The sequence below is a fragment of the Pararhizobium sp. IMCC3301 genome (assembly GCF_030758315.1).
In the GTDB taxonomy this organism is placed as follows: Bacteria; Pseudomonadota; Alphaproteobacteria; order Rhizobiales.
On sequence record NZ_CP132336.1, the window covers coordinates 461,844 to 479,215 of the forward strand.

The 17,372-nt window shown below is 55.4% G+C and carries 16 protein-coding genes; 7 read left to right on the top strand and 9 right to left on the bottom strand.

Going from position 1 to position 17,372, the window contains the following annotated elements:
• Positions 1-18: 18 nt before the first annotated feature.
• The 3 genes from RAL88_RS02085 to RAL88_RS02095 all read right to left on the bottom strand — a co-directional run bounded on the left by RAL88_RS02085 (position 19) and on the right by RAL88_RS02095 (position 3,228).
• A complete protein-coding gene (locus RAL88_RS02085; protein WP_306266941.1) occupies positions 19-1,287 on the bottom strand; it encodes an ABC transporter substrate-binding protein in 1,269 nt (422 codons plus the stop codon).
• A gap of 36 nt (positions 1,288-1,323) precedes the next feature.
• Positions 1,324-2,115 (bottom strand): helix-turn-helix domain-containing protein, encoded by a 792-nt coding sequence (locus RAL88_RS02090; protein ID WP_306266943.1) that lies wholly within the window; start codon positions 2,113-2,115, stop codon positions 1,324-1,326.
• Positions 2,116-2,226: 111 nt separating this feature from the next.
• The gene (locus RAL88_RS02095; protein WP_306266944.1) at positions 2,227-3,228 is read right to left on the bottom strand and encodes a LysR family transcriptional regulator; all 1,002 of its coding nucleotides are present in this window, start codon (positions 3,226-3,228) and stop codon (positions 2,227-2,229) included.
• Between the two features lie 88 nt (positions 3,229-3,316).
• Between RAL88_RS02095 and RAL88_RS02100 the strand changes: the two genes are divergently transcribed.
• The 5 genes from RAL88_RS02100 to RAL88_RS02120 all read left to right on the top strand — a co-directional run bounded on the left by RAL88_RS02100 (position 3,317) and on the right by RAL88_RS02120 (position 7,050).
• On the top strand, positions 3,317-3,997 hold the full coding sequence (locus RAL88_RS02100) for an HD domain-containing protein (protein ID WP_306266945.1): 681 nt from the start codon (positions 3,317-3,319) through the stop codon (positions 3,995-3,997).
• A 12-nt stretch (positions 3,998-4,009) separates the two neighbouring features.
• Complete coding sequence (locus RAL88_RS02105; RefSeq protein ID WP_306266947.1) at positions 4,010-4,696, top strand: amino acid ABC transporter permease; 687 nt, start codon at positions 4,010-4,012, stop codon at positions 4,694-4,696.
• A 3-nt stretch (positions 4,697-4,699) separates the two neighbouring features.
• Positions 4,700-5,362, top strand: a complete 663-nt coding sequence (locus tag RAL88_RS02110; RefSeq protein WP_306266949.1) for an amino acid ABC transporter permease — start codon at positions 4,700-4,702, stop codon at positions 5,360-5,362.
• Between the two features lie 86 nt (positions 5,363-5,448).
• Positions 5,449-6,243 (top strand): transporter substrate-binding domain-containing protein, encoded by a 795-nt coding sequence (locus RAL88_RS02115; RefSeq protein ID WP_306266951.1) that lies wholly within the window; start codon positions 5,449-5,451, stop codon positions 6,241-6,243.
• A gap of 75 nt (positions 6,244-6,318) precedes the next feature.
• A complete protein-coding gene (locus tag RAL88_RS02120; protein WP_306266953.1) occupies positions 6,319-7,050 on the top strand; it encodes an amino acid ABC transporter ATP-binding protein in 732 nt (243 codons plus the stop codon).
• A gap of 103 nt (positions 7,051-7,153) precedes the next feature.
• Here the strand turns inward: RAL88_RS02120 and RAL88_RS02125 are convergent, their stop codons facing one another.
• From RAL88_RS02125 to RAL88_RS02145, 5 genes are all read right to left on the bottom strand, one after another.
• Positions 7,154-9,604: an FAD-dependent oxidoreductase gene (locus RAL88_RS02125; RefSeq protein ID WP_306266954.1), complete on the bottom strand. Its 2,451-nt coding sequence runs from the start codon at positions 9,602-9,604 to the stop codon at positions 7,154-7,156.
• A 12-nt stretch (positions 9,605-9,616) separates the two neighbouring features.
• Entirely contained in the window at positions 9,617-10,492 is an 876-nt protein-coding gene (locus RAL88_RS02130; RefSeq protein WP_306266955.1) for a choline/ethanolamine kinase family protein, read from the bottom strand.
• Between the two features lie 16 nt (positions 10,493-10,508).
• Complete coding sequence (locus RAL88_RS02135) at positions 10,509-12,515, bottom strand: proline/glycine betaine ABC transporter permease (protein ID WP_306266957.1); 2,007 nt, start codon at positions 12,513-12,515, stop codon at positions 10,509-10,511.
• Positions 12,512-13,537, bottom strand: coding sequence for a glycine betaine/L-proline ABC transporter ATP-binding protein (locus RAL88_RS02140; protein WP_306269562.1), 1,026 nt, complete (start codon positions 13,535-13,537; stop codon positions 12,512-12,514). The genes RAL88_RS02135 and RAL88_RS02140 overlap by 4 nt, the downstream gene beginning before the upstream one ends.
• 127 nt (positions 13,538-13,664) lie before the next feature.
• Positions 13,665-14,606, bottom strand: a complete 942-nt coding sequence (locus RAL88_RS02145) for an ABC transporter substrate-binding protein (protein WP_306266958.1) — start codon at positions 14,604-14,606, stop codon at positions 13,665-13,667.
• A 209-nt stretch (positions 14,607-14,815) separates the two neighbouring features.
• Here RAL88_RS02145 and RAL88_RS02150 point away from each other — a divergent pair, with 209 nt between their 5' ends.
• Together RAL88_RS02150 and RAL88_RS02155 are read left to right on the top strand one after the other, a co-directional pair.
• A complete protein-coding gene (locus tag RAL88_RS02150; RefSeq protein ID WP_306266959.1) occupies positions 14,816-15,652 on the top strand; it encodes a DeoR/GlpR family DNA-binding transcription regulator in 837 nt (278 codons plus the stop codon).
• Positions 15,653-15,655: 3 nt separating this feature from the next.
• Entirely contained in the window at positions 15,656-16,423 is a 768-nt protein-coding gene (locus tag RAL88_RS02155; RefSeq protein WP_306266961.1) for an inositol monophosphatase family protein, read from the top strand.
• On the opposite strand, the gene RAL88_RS02160 is transcribed toward RAL88_RS02155, so the two are convergent.
• Positions 16,420-17,349, bottom strand: coding sequence for a choline kinase family protein (locus RAL88_RS02160; RefSeq protein ID WP_306266963.1), 930 nt, complete (start codon positions 17,347-17,349; stop codon positions 16,420-16,422). The two genes, RAL88_RS02155 and RAL88_RS02160, sit on opposite strands and share 4 nt — an antisense overlap.
• Positions 17,350-17,372: the final 23 nt, after the last annotated feature.

Here is a 17,372-nt window from a genome sequence, read left to right on the forward strand (position 1 = left end):
CGGGCCTGGGATGCTCGCTTACTTGTCGAGGATTTTGTTGATCGCGGCTTCAGCGTCTTTCAACGCCTCTTCGACCGTTTTCGTCCGATGCAGCGCATTGGTGATTTCCAGCTGCATCACATCGGAAACTTTCGGATAAAGGCTGCCGGTTGGCGCCGATGGCCGCACGACACCGGCCGCATATGCTGCGCCGAATTTGCGCAGGACTTCATTGTCCGCCATGGCGGGATCATCATAAACGTCCTGCCGGCCAGGGCTTTTGGAGGCATTGACTGCAGCCCACAATTGCCGGTCGTAAGACCCCAGATGTTTCGCCAGAGCAACTGCCAGATCCTTGTTTTCCGTATTGGCATTAACCGCAAGCAGGAAGCCGCCCATCGCGGTTGATGGCGCGCCCTCATGGCCAGCGAAATACGGATTGCGTTTGAAGTCGAACTTGCCGGCGACCGGGCTGTCCTCAGCGCTGAGCGGGGCATAGACGAAATCCTGGACCATCAGAAACACGGAACGGCCCTGCTGGAACAGAGTACGCGCATCATCGGGACGCATGTTGAGGATCGATTCATTGGCAATTTCATGCTTGTAGATCAGATCGACCATTGTCTGTGTGGCAACAATTGCTTCGTTTGAAGCGACCGCAACATTGCCGCTGTCATCAAAGAAGCTGCCACCATTGCCATAGAAGAACGACAGCCAGTTCATGAACAGGCCTTCAATCTTCGCCCACATCGAGACAAATCCGGTCAGTTGCGGATCATTCTCTCCGTCGAGCACGGTTTTGGCGGCCGCAATGACCTCTTCCCAGGTTTCCGGTACGGCAAGATCATATTTGTCGAGCAGATCCTTGCGGTAGAAAAACAGCGTGCCGTCGACAATCAGCGGGATGCCGTAGACTTCGCCATCGACTGTCGCAGCTTCAATAAAGGCCTCATTGTAAGCGGCCGCATCCTCAGCATCGAAATAGTCCGACAGCGGAGCAATCCAGCCTCGCTTGGCAAATTCACCCGGCCAGATGATATCGACCGCGAATACATCCGGCGTCGGGCTCTTGGCCAGAAAGCTTGTGACATAGAGCTTGCGTGATTCACCCGGCACGTCCGAAATTTTCAGCCATTCCACCTTGACGCCCGGATTTGCAGCCTCGAAACTTTCGATAGCCGGCTCGACCGCCGCGCCATATCCGCGCGAACCGATTGACAATACCAGTTCCTGCGCAACGGCAAGGCTGGGTAGCAGCATTGCGGCGGATATTGCCAGACTTGCAACTGCCTTGGATAAATATTTCATGATCGTCTCCCTTGTTTATTGATCTATCTTGATGTTTCAGGTCCGGGCGTTTGCCCGCAGAAAAGCGCCCTCTTCCGTATTGTTCTGCTGCTCCTCCAGTGCCGCTTTCGCGCGCAGAAGTGTCTCCCGAATGCGTTTGATATGCGCTTTCTCATCCTTCAGTGGCGTGGCGGCCTCTGCTGCAGTCAACAGGCAGACAAATGCACCATCTGGATCGGTCACGGCGACACAATACCGGCGCACGCCCTTGGCATTGCCCTGGATGTCGAATTGCATCTCGTCCTTGTCGGTGTTGAGAATTTTTTGCCGGGCGTTCTCCCATGCCACCCGGTTGCCCTGCACGCCCACATCGTAAAAAGCCGACAGGTCCCAGGTTTTCTCGATTTCAGCAATGTCACAATGCGCCAGCACCAGTCTGGACATGGAATCCAGCTCATACGTGGCACGCACATAACCCGGATGGGCGCGCAGCTTGATCGCCTGGCTCGATTGTTCATCGGTGATATGCCACAGCAGATTATGCCCGCGATGCAGGATGATCTCGGAGGCACTCTGCAATTGCCGGGAGACCGACGAACAGGCCTGACGCAATTGTTCCGGCGTCACATTTCCAAGCCTGATCCGCCGCTCGAATGAAAAGTTCGGCAACAGCCGACCTTCCGCTGTCGTGTAAACATAACCGGCCTGCTCCATCTCGGTTAGCAGGCGGTAGACCGTGGATGTGGGAAGACCGGAGCGCTGAACGATCTCCGATCTGGAGAGCCCATGTTGCGGGGCATCCGATAGAGATTCCGTCAATTTGAAAATTCGGACGAAGTTCTTGGCCATGATTTTCCCAATATTGAGAATAAATTTCTTATATCAGGCAAAACAAATCCGTGTCAACGCCGCAAGAATCGCGTTTGGCGCTGTGCGTGACAGATTTCTTACGGCACAACTTTATTCTGATCCGCTGCGTATTTTTGGTTCTGGATGGACTGGAGGAACACCGTCGGCACCGGCAACTGTGCAATATTCCAAGTCTTTGCTCACTTTTTTGATGAAGCGCAGAACCTGCGGAAGTGACCGATTGACCACACCCTTGTTTGTGCCGATGAAAACGTCCTGCAGAGGGAGTAGCGTTCCCGTGTCGATAATCGACAGTCTCCCTTGCGCGAGATCCACCTGAGCCAACCGGGTGGGCACCAGGCATATACCTACTTTGGCGCGCACGAGGTCAAGAATTGCCGCCAGACTATTGCAGTCATTGAGACCAAGCCCAGCTTCATGAACGCCGCTAAATATGGCCATCGTAAGCGAATGCAGGTTGGAAGGCGCCGGGGTGCAGAAAATGCGCTGTTTCATCAAATCCGAAATGGAGATCGGACCTGAACTTAAACCCAGGTCAGGGTTTGCAATCCATTCAACCTTTTGTTGGCCCAATAGCTGCAGATCAATATTGGCATAGGCTGGGGGAGTCGAAAGCAATGCGACATCGAGTTCGCCATCGGCCAGTCTCGCGGCCAGCAAATAGCTGTTGTCGATGGTGGTAGCAACGCGCATATTGGGAAATCTGGCTTCAAGCTGGTTGAGTAAAAATGGCAGGCAGATCGCAGCAAAGCTATCGATCACACCGATCCTGAGTCTTCGCGGACCTGATCCGCGCACCTGAATGTTAGACTCGATATTACGGGCAACCGAGATCATCTGCTCAGCGTAGCCACGCAGGGCGGCCCCATCACTGGTGATGCTGAACGTGCGTCCCTTACGAACGAAGAGCTGAACACCGAGTTGGGATTCAAGTTCCCGGATTCTGTATGAGACGGTGGGCTGACTAATATTCAGGAGATTGGCCGCGCCGCTGAAGCTCTGCAGGTGCGCAACCCAATAAAAAGATTCTAATGATGCAAAACTCGGTGCCATGTCCGACATGCCTTTTTTAGTATAGAATTTCTCTATCATAAGACGGAAGAATTCAACTTGGTACTATATGATAGATAAGTCTACGGTTCGCTCATTAGAAATCCATTGATTGAGCGAGCGAGCGAGCATGACCAAGACCATTTCCCGTGAACACATTCTGGGAGATTTGCCCGAGATAGCCACTATTCGATCTGAAAGCCTGCGGGAAAAAGTTGTTGACGCTTGGGTATTCGCCCTCGAACGCTCTTCATTTGATCGGGTGATTGACATCCCGGGCGAAGGCAGTCCTGACGTCTTCACTCTGCATGAGGGAAAGCAGGACGCCCACTTGCGCGGTGTGACCCGAATGGCGCTGAAGATCGTGGAAGAGTTTGAGGACAATTTTTTTGGAGTCCAGGTTGACCGTGATATCATCATTGCCGGTGCGCTTTGCCACGATATTGGCAAGACCTGGGAATTCGATCCTGTAAATCAGAAACGCTGGAAAAATAACGCTGACCGATATGGTGATCCGTCTTTTCGGCATTCCACCTACGGCACTCATGTATGTCTTTCGGTTGGGTTACCCGAAGAGATTGCCCACATTGCAATGGGGCATTCTCTTGAGGGCGTTCACCTCGGCCTGAGCACGGAATGTTATATTATACGCCAAGCCGACAATCTGTGGTGGCACACGGCCGCTGCCCTGGGCCTCTGCCGACCAGACACCGTTGACTTTGCGGGACCCACACTGCGTGTACGCCAGCTGAAATCTGATCGCTCTGACACCAGCGTCCCTGATACTGAGCCAGACAAAGCCGCTCTCTAGGAAAAACTGACAATGGATTATCAGTTTCAATTTGGTGTTTTGACCAACTACATTCCTGTAATGCTAGATGGTCTCTTGTTGACCCTGCTACTCTCCTTTGTCGGTATTTTCGGTGGTCTCTTCATAGGCCTCGCCTTTGCTATTGCGTCGATTTCCCGCAGTCCGGCACTTCGCTTAATCATACGTATCTACGTCGAATTGCTGCGCAACACCCCGATGCTCGTGCAGATTTTCGTCATCTTCTTCGCCCTCCCGAGCCTGGGAATACGGCTTTCACCTGTAATCTCGGTCTTTATTGCCGTTGTTCTCAACAACAGTGCCTACATCACCGAGATTCTGCGTGCAGGACTGCAGGCTACTCATCGCAGCCAATTCGAAGCAGCCGAAAGTCTGGGGCTCAGCTACGTCCAAATGCTGCGTTACGTGATTATCCCCCCAGCGGTGGAACGCGTTTTTGCACCGGTTGTGAGCCAGTCTGTGTTGCTGATGCTTTCGACCAGCCTCGTTTCGGCCATCGGCGTCGAAGACCTGGCCGGCGCAGCGGCGGTCGCCAGTTCCGAGACGTTCCGCACAATGGAGGTCTACCTGATTATATCAGTCATCTATGTGGGCCTGAGCTACGTGTTCCGTTTTGTACTCGGTGCAGCCGGTCTTCTCGTTTTCACACGATCACGCCGACAGCTGTTAGGGACAGCTTAGCCGATGCGTATGTTCGGCATTGATGAAGTTTATTTCCTGGTTTTTGCATTGCGCTGGACCCTCCTGCTGACAGCGATCGCATTCATTGGCGGAGGCATCGCCGGTGTCCTACTGGCCCTGGTTAGACTGAGCGACAATCCACTCATCCGCGTCGTGACTTCGTTCTACGTACAGGTAGTTCAGGGCCTACCGCTGCTGATGCTGCTCTTTCTTTGTTTCTATGGTTCAAGCTTGCTCGGCTTTGAAATCAGTCCAATTGTTGCCGCCGCAGTAGCCCTTACAATCCATTCGAGTGCCTTTCTCGGCACCATCTGGGAAAGCAGCCTCCGCGCCATTGTCCCGGCACAATGGGAAAGCGCCTGGTCATTAGCGCTGACACCCATGCAGACGTTACGCGACGTTATTGCCCCGCAAGCAATTCGCATCGCCCTTCCTCCAACGGTCGGGTTTCTCGTGCAAGTCATCAAGCAAACATCTCTTGCGTCGGTCATCGGGTTCGTTGAGGTTACGCGCGCCGGCCAACTCATGAGCAATGCCACCTTCGAGCCACTGAAGGTCTTCCTCATCGTCGCCGCGCTCTACTTTATAGTTTGTTTCCCGCTCACCCAGTTGAGCCGGTGGCTGGAACGCCGTAGCGGCCCAAAGCTCTCGGGAGATTTAGCATGAATTCGATTCTTCAACCGGCCTTGCTCCGAGGTCGACTTACTCCCCATCCGCGATGGGGAACAAACCCAAAGATGAAAGGACACATCATGACGTTCAAAGCTCTCTTGGCCTCCGCTATTATTGGCATGGCCAGCCTGGCAATCAGCACTGTCGGTTCCTCCGCTTCCTCGCTCGATGACATTATCAGCCGGGGCAAGGTACTGATTGCCATCGACCTGGCTGTACCGCCTTTCGGCACGACAAATTCCGAAATGCAGCCCGATGGACTCGATGTCGACATCGCCAAACTCCTCGCCAAGGATCTGGGTGTGGAACTCGAAGTGGTGTCGGTAACGGGCCAAAGCCGCATACCCACGTTATTGACCGGTAAAGCTGATTTCGTAGTGTCGAGCTTCGGCATTTATCCCGAGCGCGCGCTGGCGATTGCCTTTTCCAATCCATATGGCGGCCACAGATCGATCATTGTCGCTGGGCCGGATACCGAAATCTCGAGCCTCCAGGACCTTGCCGGCAAACGGGTCGGTGTTCCTCGCGGCACCGCTCATGAGCGGGTGCTCTCAGGAGCCGACATTGAGGGCATGGAGTTAATTCGCTTCGACGACGACAGCACTACTATCAACGCTCTTGTCGCCGGCCAAGTTGACGCAATCGGCACCGTCAACTTCATCCTCGCCGAACTCCAGACACGCTACCCGGAACGCAACTACCAGGAAAAGGTCACTTACCTGAAAAGCTTTTTCGGTGTGGGCCTGAGGCAGGACGAGCCCGTACTGCTACATTGGCTTAACACAGTCCTGTTCGTGCACTATCAGAGCGGGGAGTTGGATCAGATTTATCAAAAGTGGATGAAAGCCCCACTTCCCGAGCTGCCCACGTTCTAAATCAATCCTTACAACAAACAGGGCGGAAGGAACGTCGTTCCAACCGCCCTGAACGAACCGAACAGGAGCAACTTGGTGCAAGTCGTCAAAGTCGAAAACATATGTAAGCGATTTGGCAAGCTGGAAGTTTTGAAAGGCGTTTCTCTTGCTGTCGGAACCGGCGAAGTCGTGGCACTGATGGGCCGGAGTGGCGGCGGTAAGAGCACACTTCTGCGCTGTTTAAATGGTTTGGAAACCATCGATTCGGGAAGCATAGAAATTGCGGGCCATCAGATGTCTCATGAACCGAAGAAATTGCGTGCGTTACGTCATGACGTCGGCATCGTGTTCCAGAGTTATAATTTGTTTCCTCATCTTACTGCGGGGGAAAACATCATGCTCGCTCCACGCCGCGTCGCCGGGCTCTCAAAACAGGCGGCTGAGAAGGATGCCCGGGCGGCAATTGCTCTGGTAGGACTCGACAACAAATGGACCGCCTATCCTGACCAGCTTTCCGGCGGACAACAACAACGTATCGCTATTGCACGCTCACTGGTTATGAAGCCAAAAGTAATGCTATTCGACGAGGTTACCTCTGCGCTGGACCCTGAACTTACCACCGAAGTGCTGAACGTTCTGGAGAAACTGGCGCGCAACGGTATGACCATGATCCTGGCAACTCATGAAATGTCGTTTGCCCGCCGCGTGGCCAACAGCGTGGTTTTTATGCACAATGGTCGAATCCATGAACAGGCAGCCTCAGACCAGTTCTTTTCTCATCCAGAAACAGCCGAGCTCAAGACGTTCCTTCAATCGGATAGTCACTGACTTAAGCCAATTTATGCATGTCCTGCCTGTCGTCACCAGCCTTGATGGTTCCGTCGGACATCGGGCTCGACCGACTGCACCTGCCAACCCAGGCAGCCGCCTTTTATACTTTGATCCGCTCCATCTTCGGATCATACAGCGCTGTGGTGTGGAGCTGTGCCGGAATGCGCACGGTGGCCACTTCCAGCTCATATTCGCCAGCCTCCAGAAACGCCTGATTGACGCCATCTGCATGGCGCACATAGCCATACCCGATTGACTTGCCGATTGTGTAGCCAAAGCCGCCGCTGGTGAGCCAGCCAACGCGTTCGCCGTTGCGATAAATCGTCTCCCGGCCGACCAGAATGGTCTCAGGGTCATCGACGGTGAAACAAGCCAGCATTTTCCGCACGCCTTCGCTTTTCTGCTGCTGGACCGCCTGGCGTCCCTTGAAATCGATGTTTTTTCTCAGTTTGACCGCCCAGCCAAGGCCGGCCTCCATCGGCGTGTGATCCGGTCCGATATCCGAGCCCCAGGCGCGGTAGCCCTTTTCCAGCCGCAGACTTTCAATTGCCCTGTATCCGGCGAGCGCAAGGCCGTGTTTTTCACCAATACCGGACAACAGATCATAAACCCTGGTGGCATATTCGGTGGGCAGATGCAGCTCCCAGCCCAATTCACCCACATAGGTCACCCGAAGCGCGCGCACCGGACAGCCGCCAATACCGATGGTTCTGACCGTGCCGAAACTGAAGGTGTCATTCGACACATCGTCGCGCGTCGCTTCCTGCAGGATCTGCCGGGAATTCGGCCCCATCAGCGAAAGCACCGAATAGGCCGATGTCACATCCACCAATTGCGCATTGAGGCCTTGGGGAATATTGCGTGAGATCCAGTCGAAATCATGGGTCGCGAAACCGGTGCCGGTGACGATGTAATATTCATCCTCGGCAATCCGTGCCACCGTCAGATCGCATTCAATTCCGCCCTTTTCGTTGAGCATCTGCGTATAAATCAACGACCCGACCGGTTTTGCCACATCATTGGCGGCAATCCAGCTCAAAGCCGCTTCGGCATCCGGTCCCTTCAGAATGAATTTTGCAAATGAGGTCTGATCAAACAAGGCCGCCTGTTCACGCACGGCCTTGTGTTCTCGCCCGACCGCATCAAACCAGTTCTGCCGGCCGAAACTGTAGATGTCTTCGGGTTTTTCACCGGCTGAAAGATCGGCAAACCAGTTCGGACGCTCCCAACCGAGCTTTTCGCCGAAACTTGCGCCGGCGGATTTCAGAACCTCGTAGAGCGGCGATTTGCGGCATGGCCGCCCGCTGGAATGTTCCTCATTCGGCCAGGCCATGGTGTAGTGCTTGCCATAGGCTTCCAGCGTCCTTGTGCGGACCCAGTCCGTATCGAAATGCGGCCGCCCGAAGCGCCGGATATCGACCGGCCACAAATCATAGGGCGGTTCGCCCTTGTGGACCCATTCGGCCAGCGCCATGCCGGCACCACCGCCCGCCGCAATGCCATAGGCGTTGAAGCCGGCCCCGACATAAAAATTCGCCAGCTCCAGTGCCTCGCCAAGGATGAAATTTCCGTCAGGCGTGAAACTTTCCGGACCGTTGACCAGATCCTTGATGCCGGCATGTTCAAACGCCGGAACGCGCTCCAGCGAGAGTTCCATCAATTGCTCGAAATGGTCAAAATTGGACCCCAGCAATGTGTAGTGAAAGCCGGAGGGAATGCCGTCGCTTGCCCAGGGTATCGGGTTCGGCTCATAGCCGCCCATTACCAGCCCGCCAACCTCTTCCTTGTAATAGGTCAGCCGGTCGGGATCGCGCAAGGTCGGCAGGCTCGAGGTCACACCATCAATCGGTTCGGTGATCATATATTGATGTTCCACCGACACCAGCGGCACGTTGACACCGACGCTGGCTGCCAGCGTCCGGCTCCACTGCCCGGCACAGCAAATTACAACTTCGCACTCAATGCGGCCCTTGTCTGTGATGACAGCCTTGATCCTGCCATTCTCCACTTCAATGGATTTCACTCCGGTGTCTTCAAGTATCCGCGCGCCTGCCATACGGGCGCCCTTGGCCAGCGACTGCGTGATATCGGAAGGATTGGCCTGGCCGTCGGTGGGCAGAAATGCCGCACCCACCACATCGTCAATGGTCATCAGCGGCCACAAATCCTGTGCTTCTTTCGGGGTCAGCAATTGCATATCGAGGCCGAAGGAATGCGCTGTCGTCGCCTGACGCTTGACCTCTGTCCAGCGTTCCTCGTTACAGGCCAGGCGCAGCCCGCCATTCATTTTCCAGCCGGTTGCCTGTCCGGTTTCCTGTTCCAGCCGGTCATACAGTTCAACGGAATATCCCAGCAGCTGGGTGATATTGGCGCTGGTGCGAAGTTGTCCGACCAGCCCTGCGGCGTGAAAAGTTGTGCCCGATGTCAACTTTTTGCGCTCCAGCAGAACCGTATCGCGCCATCCCAGCTTGGCCAGATGATAGGCCGTCGAACAGCCGACAATACCACCGCCAATAATGACGGCTTTGGCTGTATTCGGAAAATCACTCATTCTGCCTCATCCTCAAGACTGTAAGAATAAATCGTAGGAAGCCTGGAACCCTGCCAGATTTTCCTCTGTATAGGCGGCGTAGTCGAAATCCAGATCGGAGTGCAGTTCGGAGACCATGCTCCACATGGTTTCGCGCAGCAGCGAGGCGCATTTCATGGCGCTGTAGCGATGCAGCAGATCGTCTGAAATTATCTGTTCAAAATAGTGCTCCAACAGCCAGATCTCGCTGCCTTCGCTAAGCTCGTTGTTGGAGGCAAGGCCACCCAGATCGAACAAGGGTGAATTGAAGCCGGCATAATCCCAATCGATCAGCCACATCCGCTCGCCATCATCGAGAAAATTGGCCGCCAGCAAATCATTATGGCCGAATATCAGATCAATTGGCGTCGAGGCCTGTTCCAGTTTTTCAGCCAATGACAACAGTAATGACACTCTTCCGGAATGGCGCGAGCCGCCCTCTAACAGGGTCGCGGCATAGTTCCGGACCACATGAAACACCCAGAATGTCAGCACCGGCCCGCGCAGATGCAGCGGGATTGTGCGGTGGCAGCAGCGGATCAGCGGCAGGATGCGTTCCAGCATGGCCGGATCGCTCACATCCTCGGCGGCCAGCGTTTTGCTGTCGATATAATCGAGGATCAGCACACCGGGTTCATGATAACGCACGGCAGGAGAGATGCCGGCTGCATGCGCCGCCTGGCTGGCTGCCAGTTCGTTGAACCGCATCACCTGATGCACTGGAATATCGTTTCCCAGCCGGGCAACATATTTGCGCCCGCCATCGCGCACCAGATAATTCACATTGGTAATGCCGCCGCCAAGCGCCGTGGCTTCAATCGGGCCGGACCAGAAGCGCAATGCCTGAAGCTGTTTCAAATGCTCTGTCATGATCGCCCGCCCCGCCTTAAGCCATGCCGAAGCGCTGGCGCATCGACTGCGCACTGGCTGCAATCAGCCGGTCGGCAATGATGGCGATGAAAGCAATGGCCAGACCGGCGACAACGCCGCGTCCGATATCGGCCTTGGTCAGGGCGATATAAACCTCCTGGCCCAGATCCCGTGTCCCGACCAGCGCGGTGATAACCAGCATCGACAGCGCCAGCATGATGGTCTGATTGATGCCAAGCATGATTTCCGGCAACGCCAGCGGAACGCGGATGCGCCACAGCAATTGCCGCCGCGTGCAGCCGGATACGATTCCCGCCTCGATGAGTTGCGGATCAACCGTCTTGATGCCGTGCGCCGCATAACGCACAGCAGGCGCGAGCGCATACAGTACCACCGCGATCATCGCCGAAAAATCACCGACCCGGAACAGCATCACCACTGGAATGAGATAGACAAAACTCGGCAGTGTCTGCAACGTGTCAATGACAACACCGACAATCCGGTCCGCCCGCTCATTCAGAGCGGAAAACAGACCGATGGGAATACCGATCACAGTGGCGATCACCACCGAAACACCGCACAGATAGACCGTCACCATGGCTTTGTCCCAGAGCCCGTTGGCAATGATGAAAAAGCTCAAGGCGGCGCATAGCAGTGCCAGACGCAAGCCACCCAGATACCAGCCCGCAGCAGTAATCAGAACCCAGCCCCAGGCCCAGGGAATGCCAGTCAGAAAACGCTTCACCGGCAACATGAGATTTGAAAGCATGAAGGATTTTACCGCTTCCAGATCATCGAAATAATTGACATTGATGGTCTTCACCAGTTCCGCCCAGAATGTCCCGGTGGTGATCTGCAGGCTTTCCGGATAATTCTGCAGTGGCGCAAACACATAGCCCGCAAGCAGGGTCAGAACCGCGATGGCGATTACAAACAAGCTTCTTGGATAGCGATGGAGGATGTTGTCCGCGCGCTGGCGCTCTTCACCGGATTCGCGCGGCCTGGCAAATGCCTGGCTGAGGCGGTCCAGCGCCACGGCCAGCACGACAATGGCAATACCGGCCTCCAGCCCGGCTCCGATATCAAGGCGGCGCAACGACGCCAGTACATCGAACCCAAGCCCACCGGCTCCGATCATCGAAGCGATGATGACCATATTCAACGACAGCATGATGACCTGATTGACGCCAACCATCAGATCCGGCTTGGCGGTGGGAACCAGCACTTTCCACATCAATTGACGCTGCGTGCAGCCAGCCATCACACCGAAATCGCGCACTTCATCGGGCACTGCACGCAGCGCCAGGGTTGTCACCCGCACCATAGGCGGCATGGCGTAAATGATGGTCGCAACAAGGGCCGAGACCGGTCCGAAGCCGAACAGGAACAGGATCGGCACCAGATAGGCGAACACCGGAATGGTCTGCATCAGATCCAGCACCGGTGTCAGCACCTGATCGACGAAGTTCCAGCGATAGGCGGCAATGCCAAGAAGCAGCCCCCCGCTGACACCGAACGGCACAGCAATGATAATCGATGCCAGCGTCACCATGGCGCTGTCCCATTGGCCGAACACGGCAAGATAGAAAAACGCCACACCCATCAGCAGTGACAATTTCCAGTCTTTGGCAAAATGCCCGGCGGCAATAACGATGGCCAGAACCGCAAGCCAGCTCAACGGCGGCAAAATCTGAACCGCGTTCGAGCCCTGTCCCTCAACGAACCCCGATGACAATATTGATAAGGCCAGATTGTATGGCTGTTCAATTAACCAGGCGAGACCCCGCGTGACGTCTCGGAAGGTAAAAAGACCGAAATCCGCATCTTCGACCAGCCATTTCATTGCGGCCGAAATATCGTCCTTCAGCGACAGGCGCCAGCCTGCCGGGAAGCGTGTGATCCACTTTTCCTCAAGCGTCTTGGACAGATCGCGGCTGTAGCTCGATAATAACCACGTCACCGCCAGCAGGCCGAGCCAGACAGTGGATGACCGGGAAATGTTCCAGCGCAGGCGTTTGGTCATGAAGGAACCTCGCGCCCCACCAGAACATCGATGATGGTCGAGGGCCGGATCGAGCCGACCTTGCGGCCTTCGCCATCAACCACCAGAACCGGCGCGCCGCTGGCTTCCACCTGATCGGCAATCTCTTCGATACGCGCGCTGACCAGCACGCTGTCCGGCCCGTCGACGATATCCTTCGACATCACGGAGCCGACGGTCAGCACCTTGGCTCTTGGAATGTGCCGGGTAAATTCGCTGACATAATCGGTCGCCGGATGCAGCACCAGTTCTTCAGGAGTGGCAATCTGGATAATCTCGCCATCCTTCATGATGGCTATCCGGTCCGCCAGCCGGATGGCTTCATCGAAATCATGAGTAATGAAGACGATGGTCTTGTGAAGCATCGATTGCAGGCGCAGAAACTCGTCCTGCATCTCGCGCCGGATCAGTGGATCAAGCGCCGAAAATGGTTCATCGAGGAACCACAATTCCGGCTCGACGGCGAGCGAGCGGGCGATCCCGACACGTTGCTGCTGACCGCCGGATAATTCGCGCGGATAATTCAACTCCCGCCCCGCCAGACCCACCAGTTCAATCACCTGCCGCGCCTTGGCCTCGCGACCGGTCTGGTCCATGCCCTGAACATCCAGCGGAAAGGCCACATTGTCGAGAACCGTCAGATGCGGCAGCAGAGCAAAATGCTGGAACACCATGCCAAGCTTGTGGCGGCGTATCTCAATCAGTTCCCGTTCGGACATTTTGCGCAGGTCGACGCCCTCAAACAGCAACTCGCCTGCAGTCGGTTCAATCAGGCGCGAAATGCATCGCACGAGCGTCGATTTGCCGGAGCCTGACAGGCCCATAATGACGAATATCTCGCCTTCCCGAACCTCGATATTGGCGTCCCGGACAGCACCGATCAGATGTGCCTTTTGCAGATCGTCCAGAGACGGTTTACCGCTGGTTCTGGCCAGAAAATCGCCGGCACCGTGTCCAAACAGCTTCCAGACATGCCGGCAGGCCAGTTTGACCGACTTTTCCATATATTCTCCCGGCAGCTCGGCGATGTCGACTTTGGAGGGTTGCCAGAGTAATTTCGACAGAGTTTTCTGTGCCGGGCGAACGACGCGCGGCACAAAAGGGTCGGCTTGGCATCAAGTGGCGTGAGCCCTACTTGATCCACTCTTGCCAGCGGGCCTCATTGGTTGTCATCCAGGCTGCCACGACATCTTCAAGCTTTTCCCCTTCCAGATCGACGTTGGCGACCATGTCACCCATTTCAGTATTGTCGACCGTGAAGGATTTGATGATGTCGTAAGCGCCGGGCCACTTGTCCTTGACACCACTCCAGGCCACTTTCCAGATCGGACCGCGTGGCTTGCCGCAATCATAGGCCATGTCCGGATTGCCGCCCCAGGACGGATCGCTGTAACATTCCGCACTATAGGCCGGGAACTCAACGAATTCGCCGTTGTATTTGGTCGGCGCCCAATGCGGTGCATAGACCCACAATACAATCGGTGCTTCGCGCTGATAGGCCGATTCCAGTTCGGCAAACAGCGCTGCATCGGTGCCCGCATGGACAACTTCAAAGTCCATCTCAAGCGCTTCGACACGTTCATCGTCAAACCCGCCCCAGGTGACTGGCCCGCCCAGATAACGGCCCTTTGGTGCGGTTTCCGAGGTCGCAAACACTTCAGCGCAGGCGTTCAACGCCTCCCAGTCAGGCAAGCCCGGACATTTCTCTTTCATGTAAATCGGATACCACCATTCCTCGATGGCCTGCATTCCGGTCTCACCCATATTTTCAACATTGCCGGTTCCGGTAGCCTCGTCCATTGCCTCCCGTCCGGTGGTTTCCCAGATTTCCATGGCGACATGCAGATCACCGGTTTTCAACCCGGCAAACTGGGCGATGTAATCCGCCTGGACATAATCGATGTTGTACCCTGCTTTTTTCAGCACCTCGCCCATAATATTGGTTGTCAGAAGCTGACCGGTCCAATCATGCAGGGTCAGTTTGATCGGGTCCGTCGATTCCACTTGCGCGAGGGCGGGCATCGCTGCAAGGGAGAGCGCCCCTACAAGGCCGCATATCAATGAGTTTTTCATTCACGTCTCCAAGCCGATAAGTTCAAAACAAGAACTGCTGGTTCATTCACACTTCAAAGCTTTGGCTAATTCCCCCGCCCCGTCAATATTGATGTCACACAAATTGTTGGTTTTTGCTGTTTTTTGTTGTTTTTTATGTGGGAATAAGGCTTATCGATCCATAAAACTGGCTTCAGGTTGTGCCGCAGGCAGGCCTGTCGGAGAGAAAAATGACGAGAATCCGAGCAGTGGAACCGATGTTTCAGCATACCAATCACAGGGAACGGGAAATCCTCGAAACTCTCAGGCAGCATGGCGGCTCATGCCGCATTCAATGGCTGGCCGAAACTCTCAACGTTTCAGAAGAAACCATTCGCCGCAACGTCAAGACACTGGCCAGTGCCGGTGCCGTGCGCAAGGTTCATGGCGGCGTGCACATCATCGGAGGCCACGTTGAACAGCCCTTCAACACAAGGTTTTCTGAAAACGCGTTTCAGAAACAGGCGATTGCAGATCATGTCGCGAAAATCATCTGCTCCGGCGACACATTGTTTCTCGATATCGGCTCCACCACCGCCCACATCGCTGCCGCGCTGCAGAGCCATCGCGATCTGTTTGTCGTCACCAACTCAATGCTGGTGGCGCAATCCCTCGCCTCCCGCAACAACAACCGCGTGTTTCTGGCCGGCGGCGAATTGCGCGCTCATGATGGCGGCGCGTTTGGCAAGGAAGCACTTGAGTATGTCAAGCAGTTCAACGTCCAATATGCCATTTTGTCGGTCGCCGCGATAAATGCCTCTGCCGGTTTCATGCTGCATGATATTGCGGAGGCGGAATTTTCCAGAGAAATCTCGTCCCGAGCCCGGATTCGCATCGTTGCCGCAGACAGCGCCAAATTCAACAAATCCGGCCCCATCATTCTGTCACATCCCTCCGATTTCGATATGCTTGTCAGCGACCGGATGCCGCCGCCGGATATCTGCCGGATGCTGGCTGACAATGAAGTGGATCTGGTTCTGACAGAAGACCAGCGTGGCCAGCGCCACACGAATAACAAGGCGGGCTGACTTATGAATGATATGATGACAGAGGCGTTGCGCATCAGCGCTGCTGCCTGCGCCATTCCAAAACGCTATTTCCGTTCAAGTCTCTCAATTGATCAAAAAAGCGATGAAAGCCCGGTCACCATTGTCGACCGGGAAACCGAGGAATTTCTCAGACGCGAATTGCTGGCGCAGTTTCCTGATCATGGCATCTTTGGCGAGGAATTCGGCCGCCAGAGCGGCGACAGCGCCTATGAATGGATCATCGACCCGATTGACGGCACCCGCTCCTTCATCAGCGGTAATCCGCTTTACGGCATGTTGCTGGCCTTGCTGCGCAATAGCGAACCGGTGTTCGGCATCGTGCGAATGCCGGAACTGGAAGAAGTCTATACCGGCACCAGCGGAACCGCGTTTCGCAATGGCACCGAACCGCTGGCAGTCTCTCAAACCCGCGATCTGTCGGACGCCGCCATTTACATCAATGAAGGCGAGAAAATCCACGCAGCGCACCCGGCACTGTTTCAGCGTCTCTGCAAAACCGGCCAATTGCGGCGGTTCGCCTATGATTGCTATCCCCACATGCTGCTTGCAGCCGGCCACATAGACGCGGTGATCGATTTTGACCTTCAGCCCTATGATTATCTGCCGCTGGTCTGTGTCGTGAAGGGTGCCGGCGGCATCATGACCGACTGGCAGGGCGAAAATCTGACGCTGCGCTCCGATGGCCGGGTCATCAGCGCCGCTACACCGGAACTGCACAAAACTTTACTGGAGCTGGTGCAAGCCGGCTAACCGGTTCTGATCGCATCAAGTTGTTGGGCGAACTCCGGGCTTTGCATCAACGCCTTGCAGCGTTCAAACCGGTTGACAGAATAGGTCCAGAAATCATCCGCCGGGTTGTTGTCGGCATGCTGAATCAGGCCCCACAGCGTCCATAACAGATCACACATCGCCTTGTAGACGATCATGCGGCCAAAGTCCGCGTCCGTCGGCTGGCCATCGAAATAGGCCTGCATCATCGCCTGGTCCTGCTCCTTGCTGAATTCGGCCTCGACCGACAGATCTCCCAGATCCCACATCGGGTCATTCATGCCGGAATACTCCCAGTCGACGATCCACATGCGTGTGCCATCATCGAGGAAATTTTCGCAAAGCGGATCGCAATGACACGGTGCAAGTTCCGCTGGATTGGTCGAGAGAACGTCTTTCACCGGGTGTGCCGCTTCAACAATTTCAAAATAGCCATCCGGCAGTTGAGCATCCTTTCCGGCCAGTATCTTCAGATAGTCATCAATCATCGAGAACAGCTCGAAGCGGAACCGGAAAATTTGGCCGGATTGATGCAGCATCCTGAATGCCAGCGCTGCGCGCTGCGGCGCACCTGCCCGGCTGCGGAACAAATCCGGCGTCATGGTGACGATATTGTCGATGCACCGGCTGATCATCAGACCGGCCGCCGCATCGGCCCAGATTACCTCTGCCGAGACGCCCGCAGATGCGGCGGCCCGTGCATTGTGCAACTCCACCGCCCGGTCGATATAATCCTCGGTGCCTTTTCCCGGAATGCGGACAATGAGTGTTTCATCGTCAAGCTCCACCCGGTGCACCAGATTGGTGAGACCGCCAAGCCGGACAATCTGATCGGCGTTCAGTGATACCTGGGAAAACCGCGGCACATTGCGAAGCGCCTGTTGAACAATTTCGGTATATTCGCTCATGGCTTTCCCTTCATGCTTTCAGG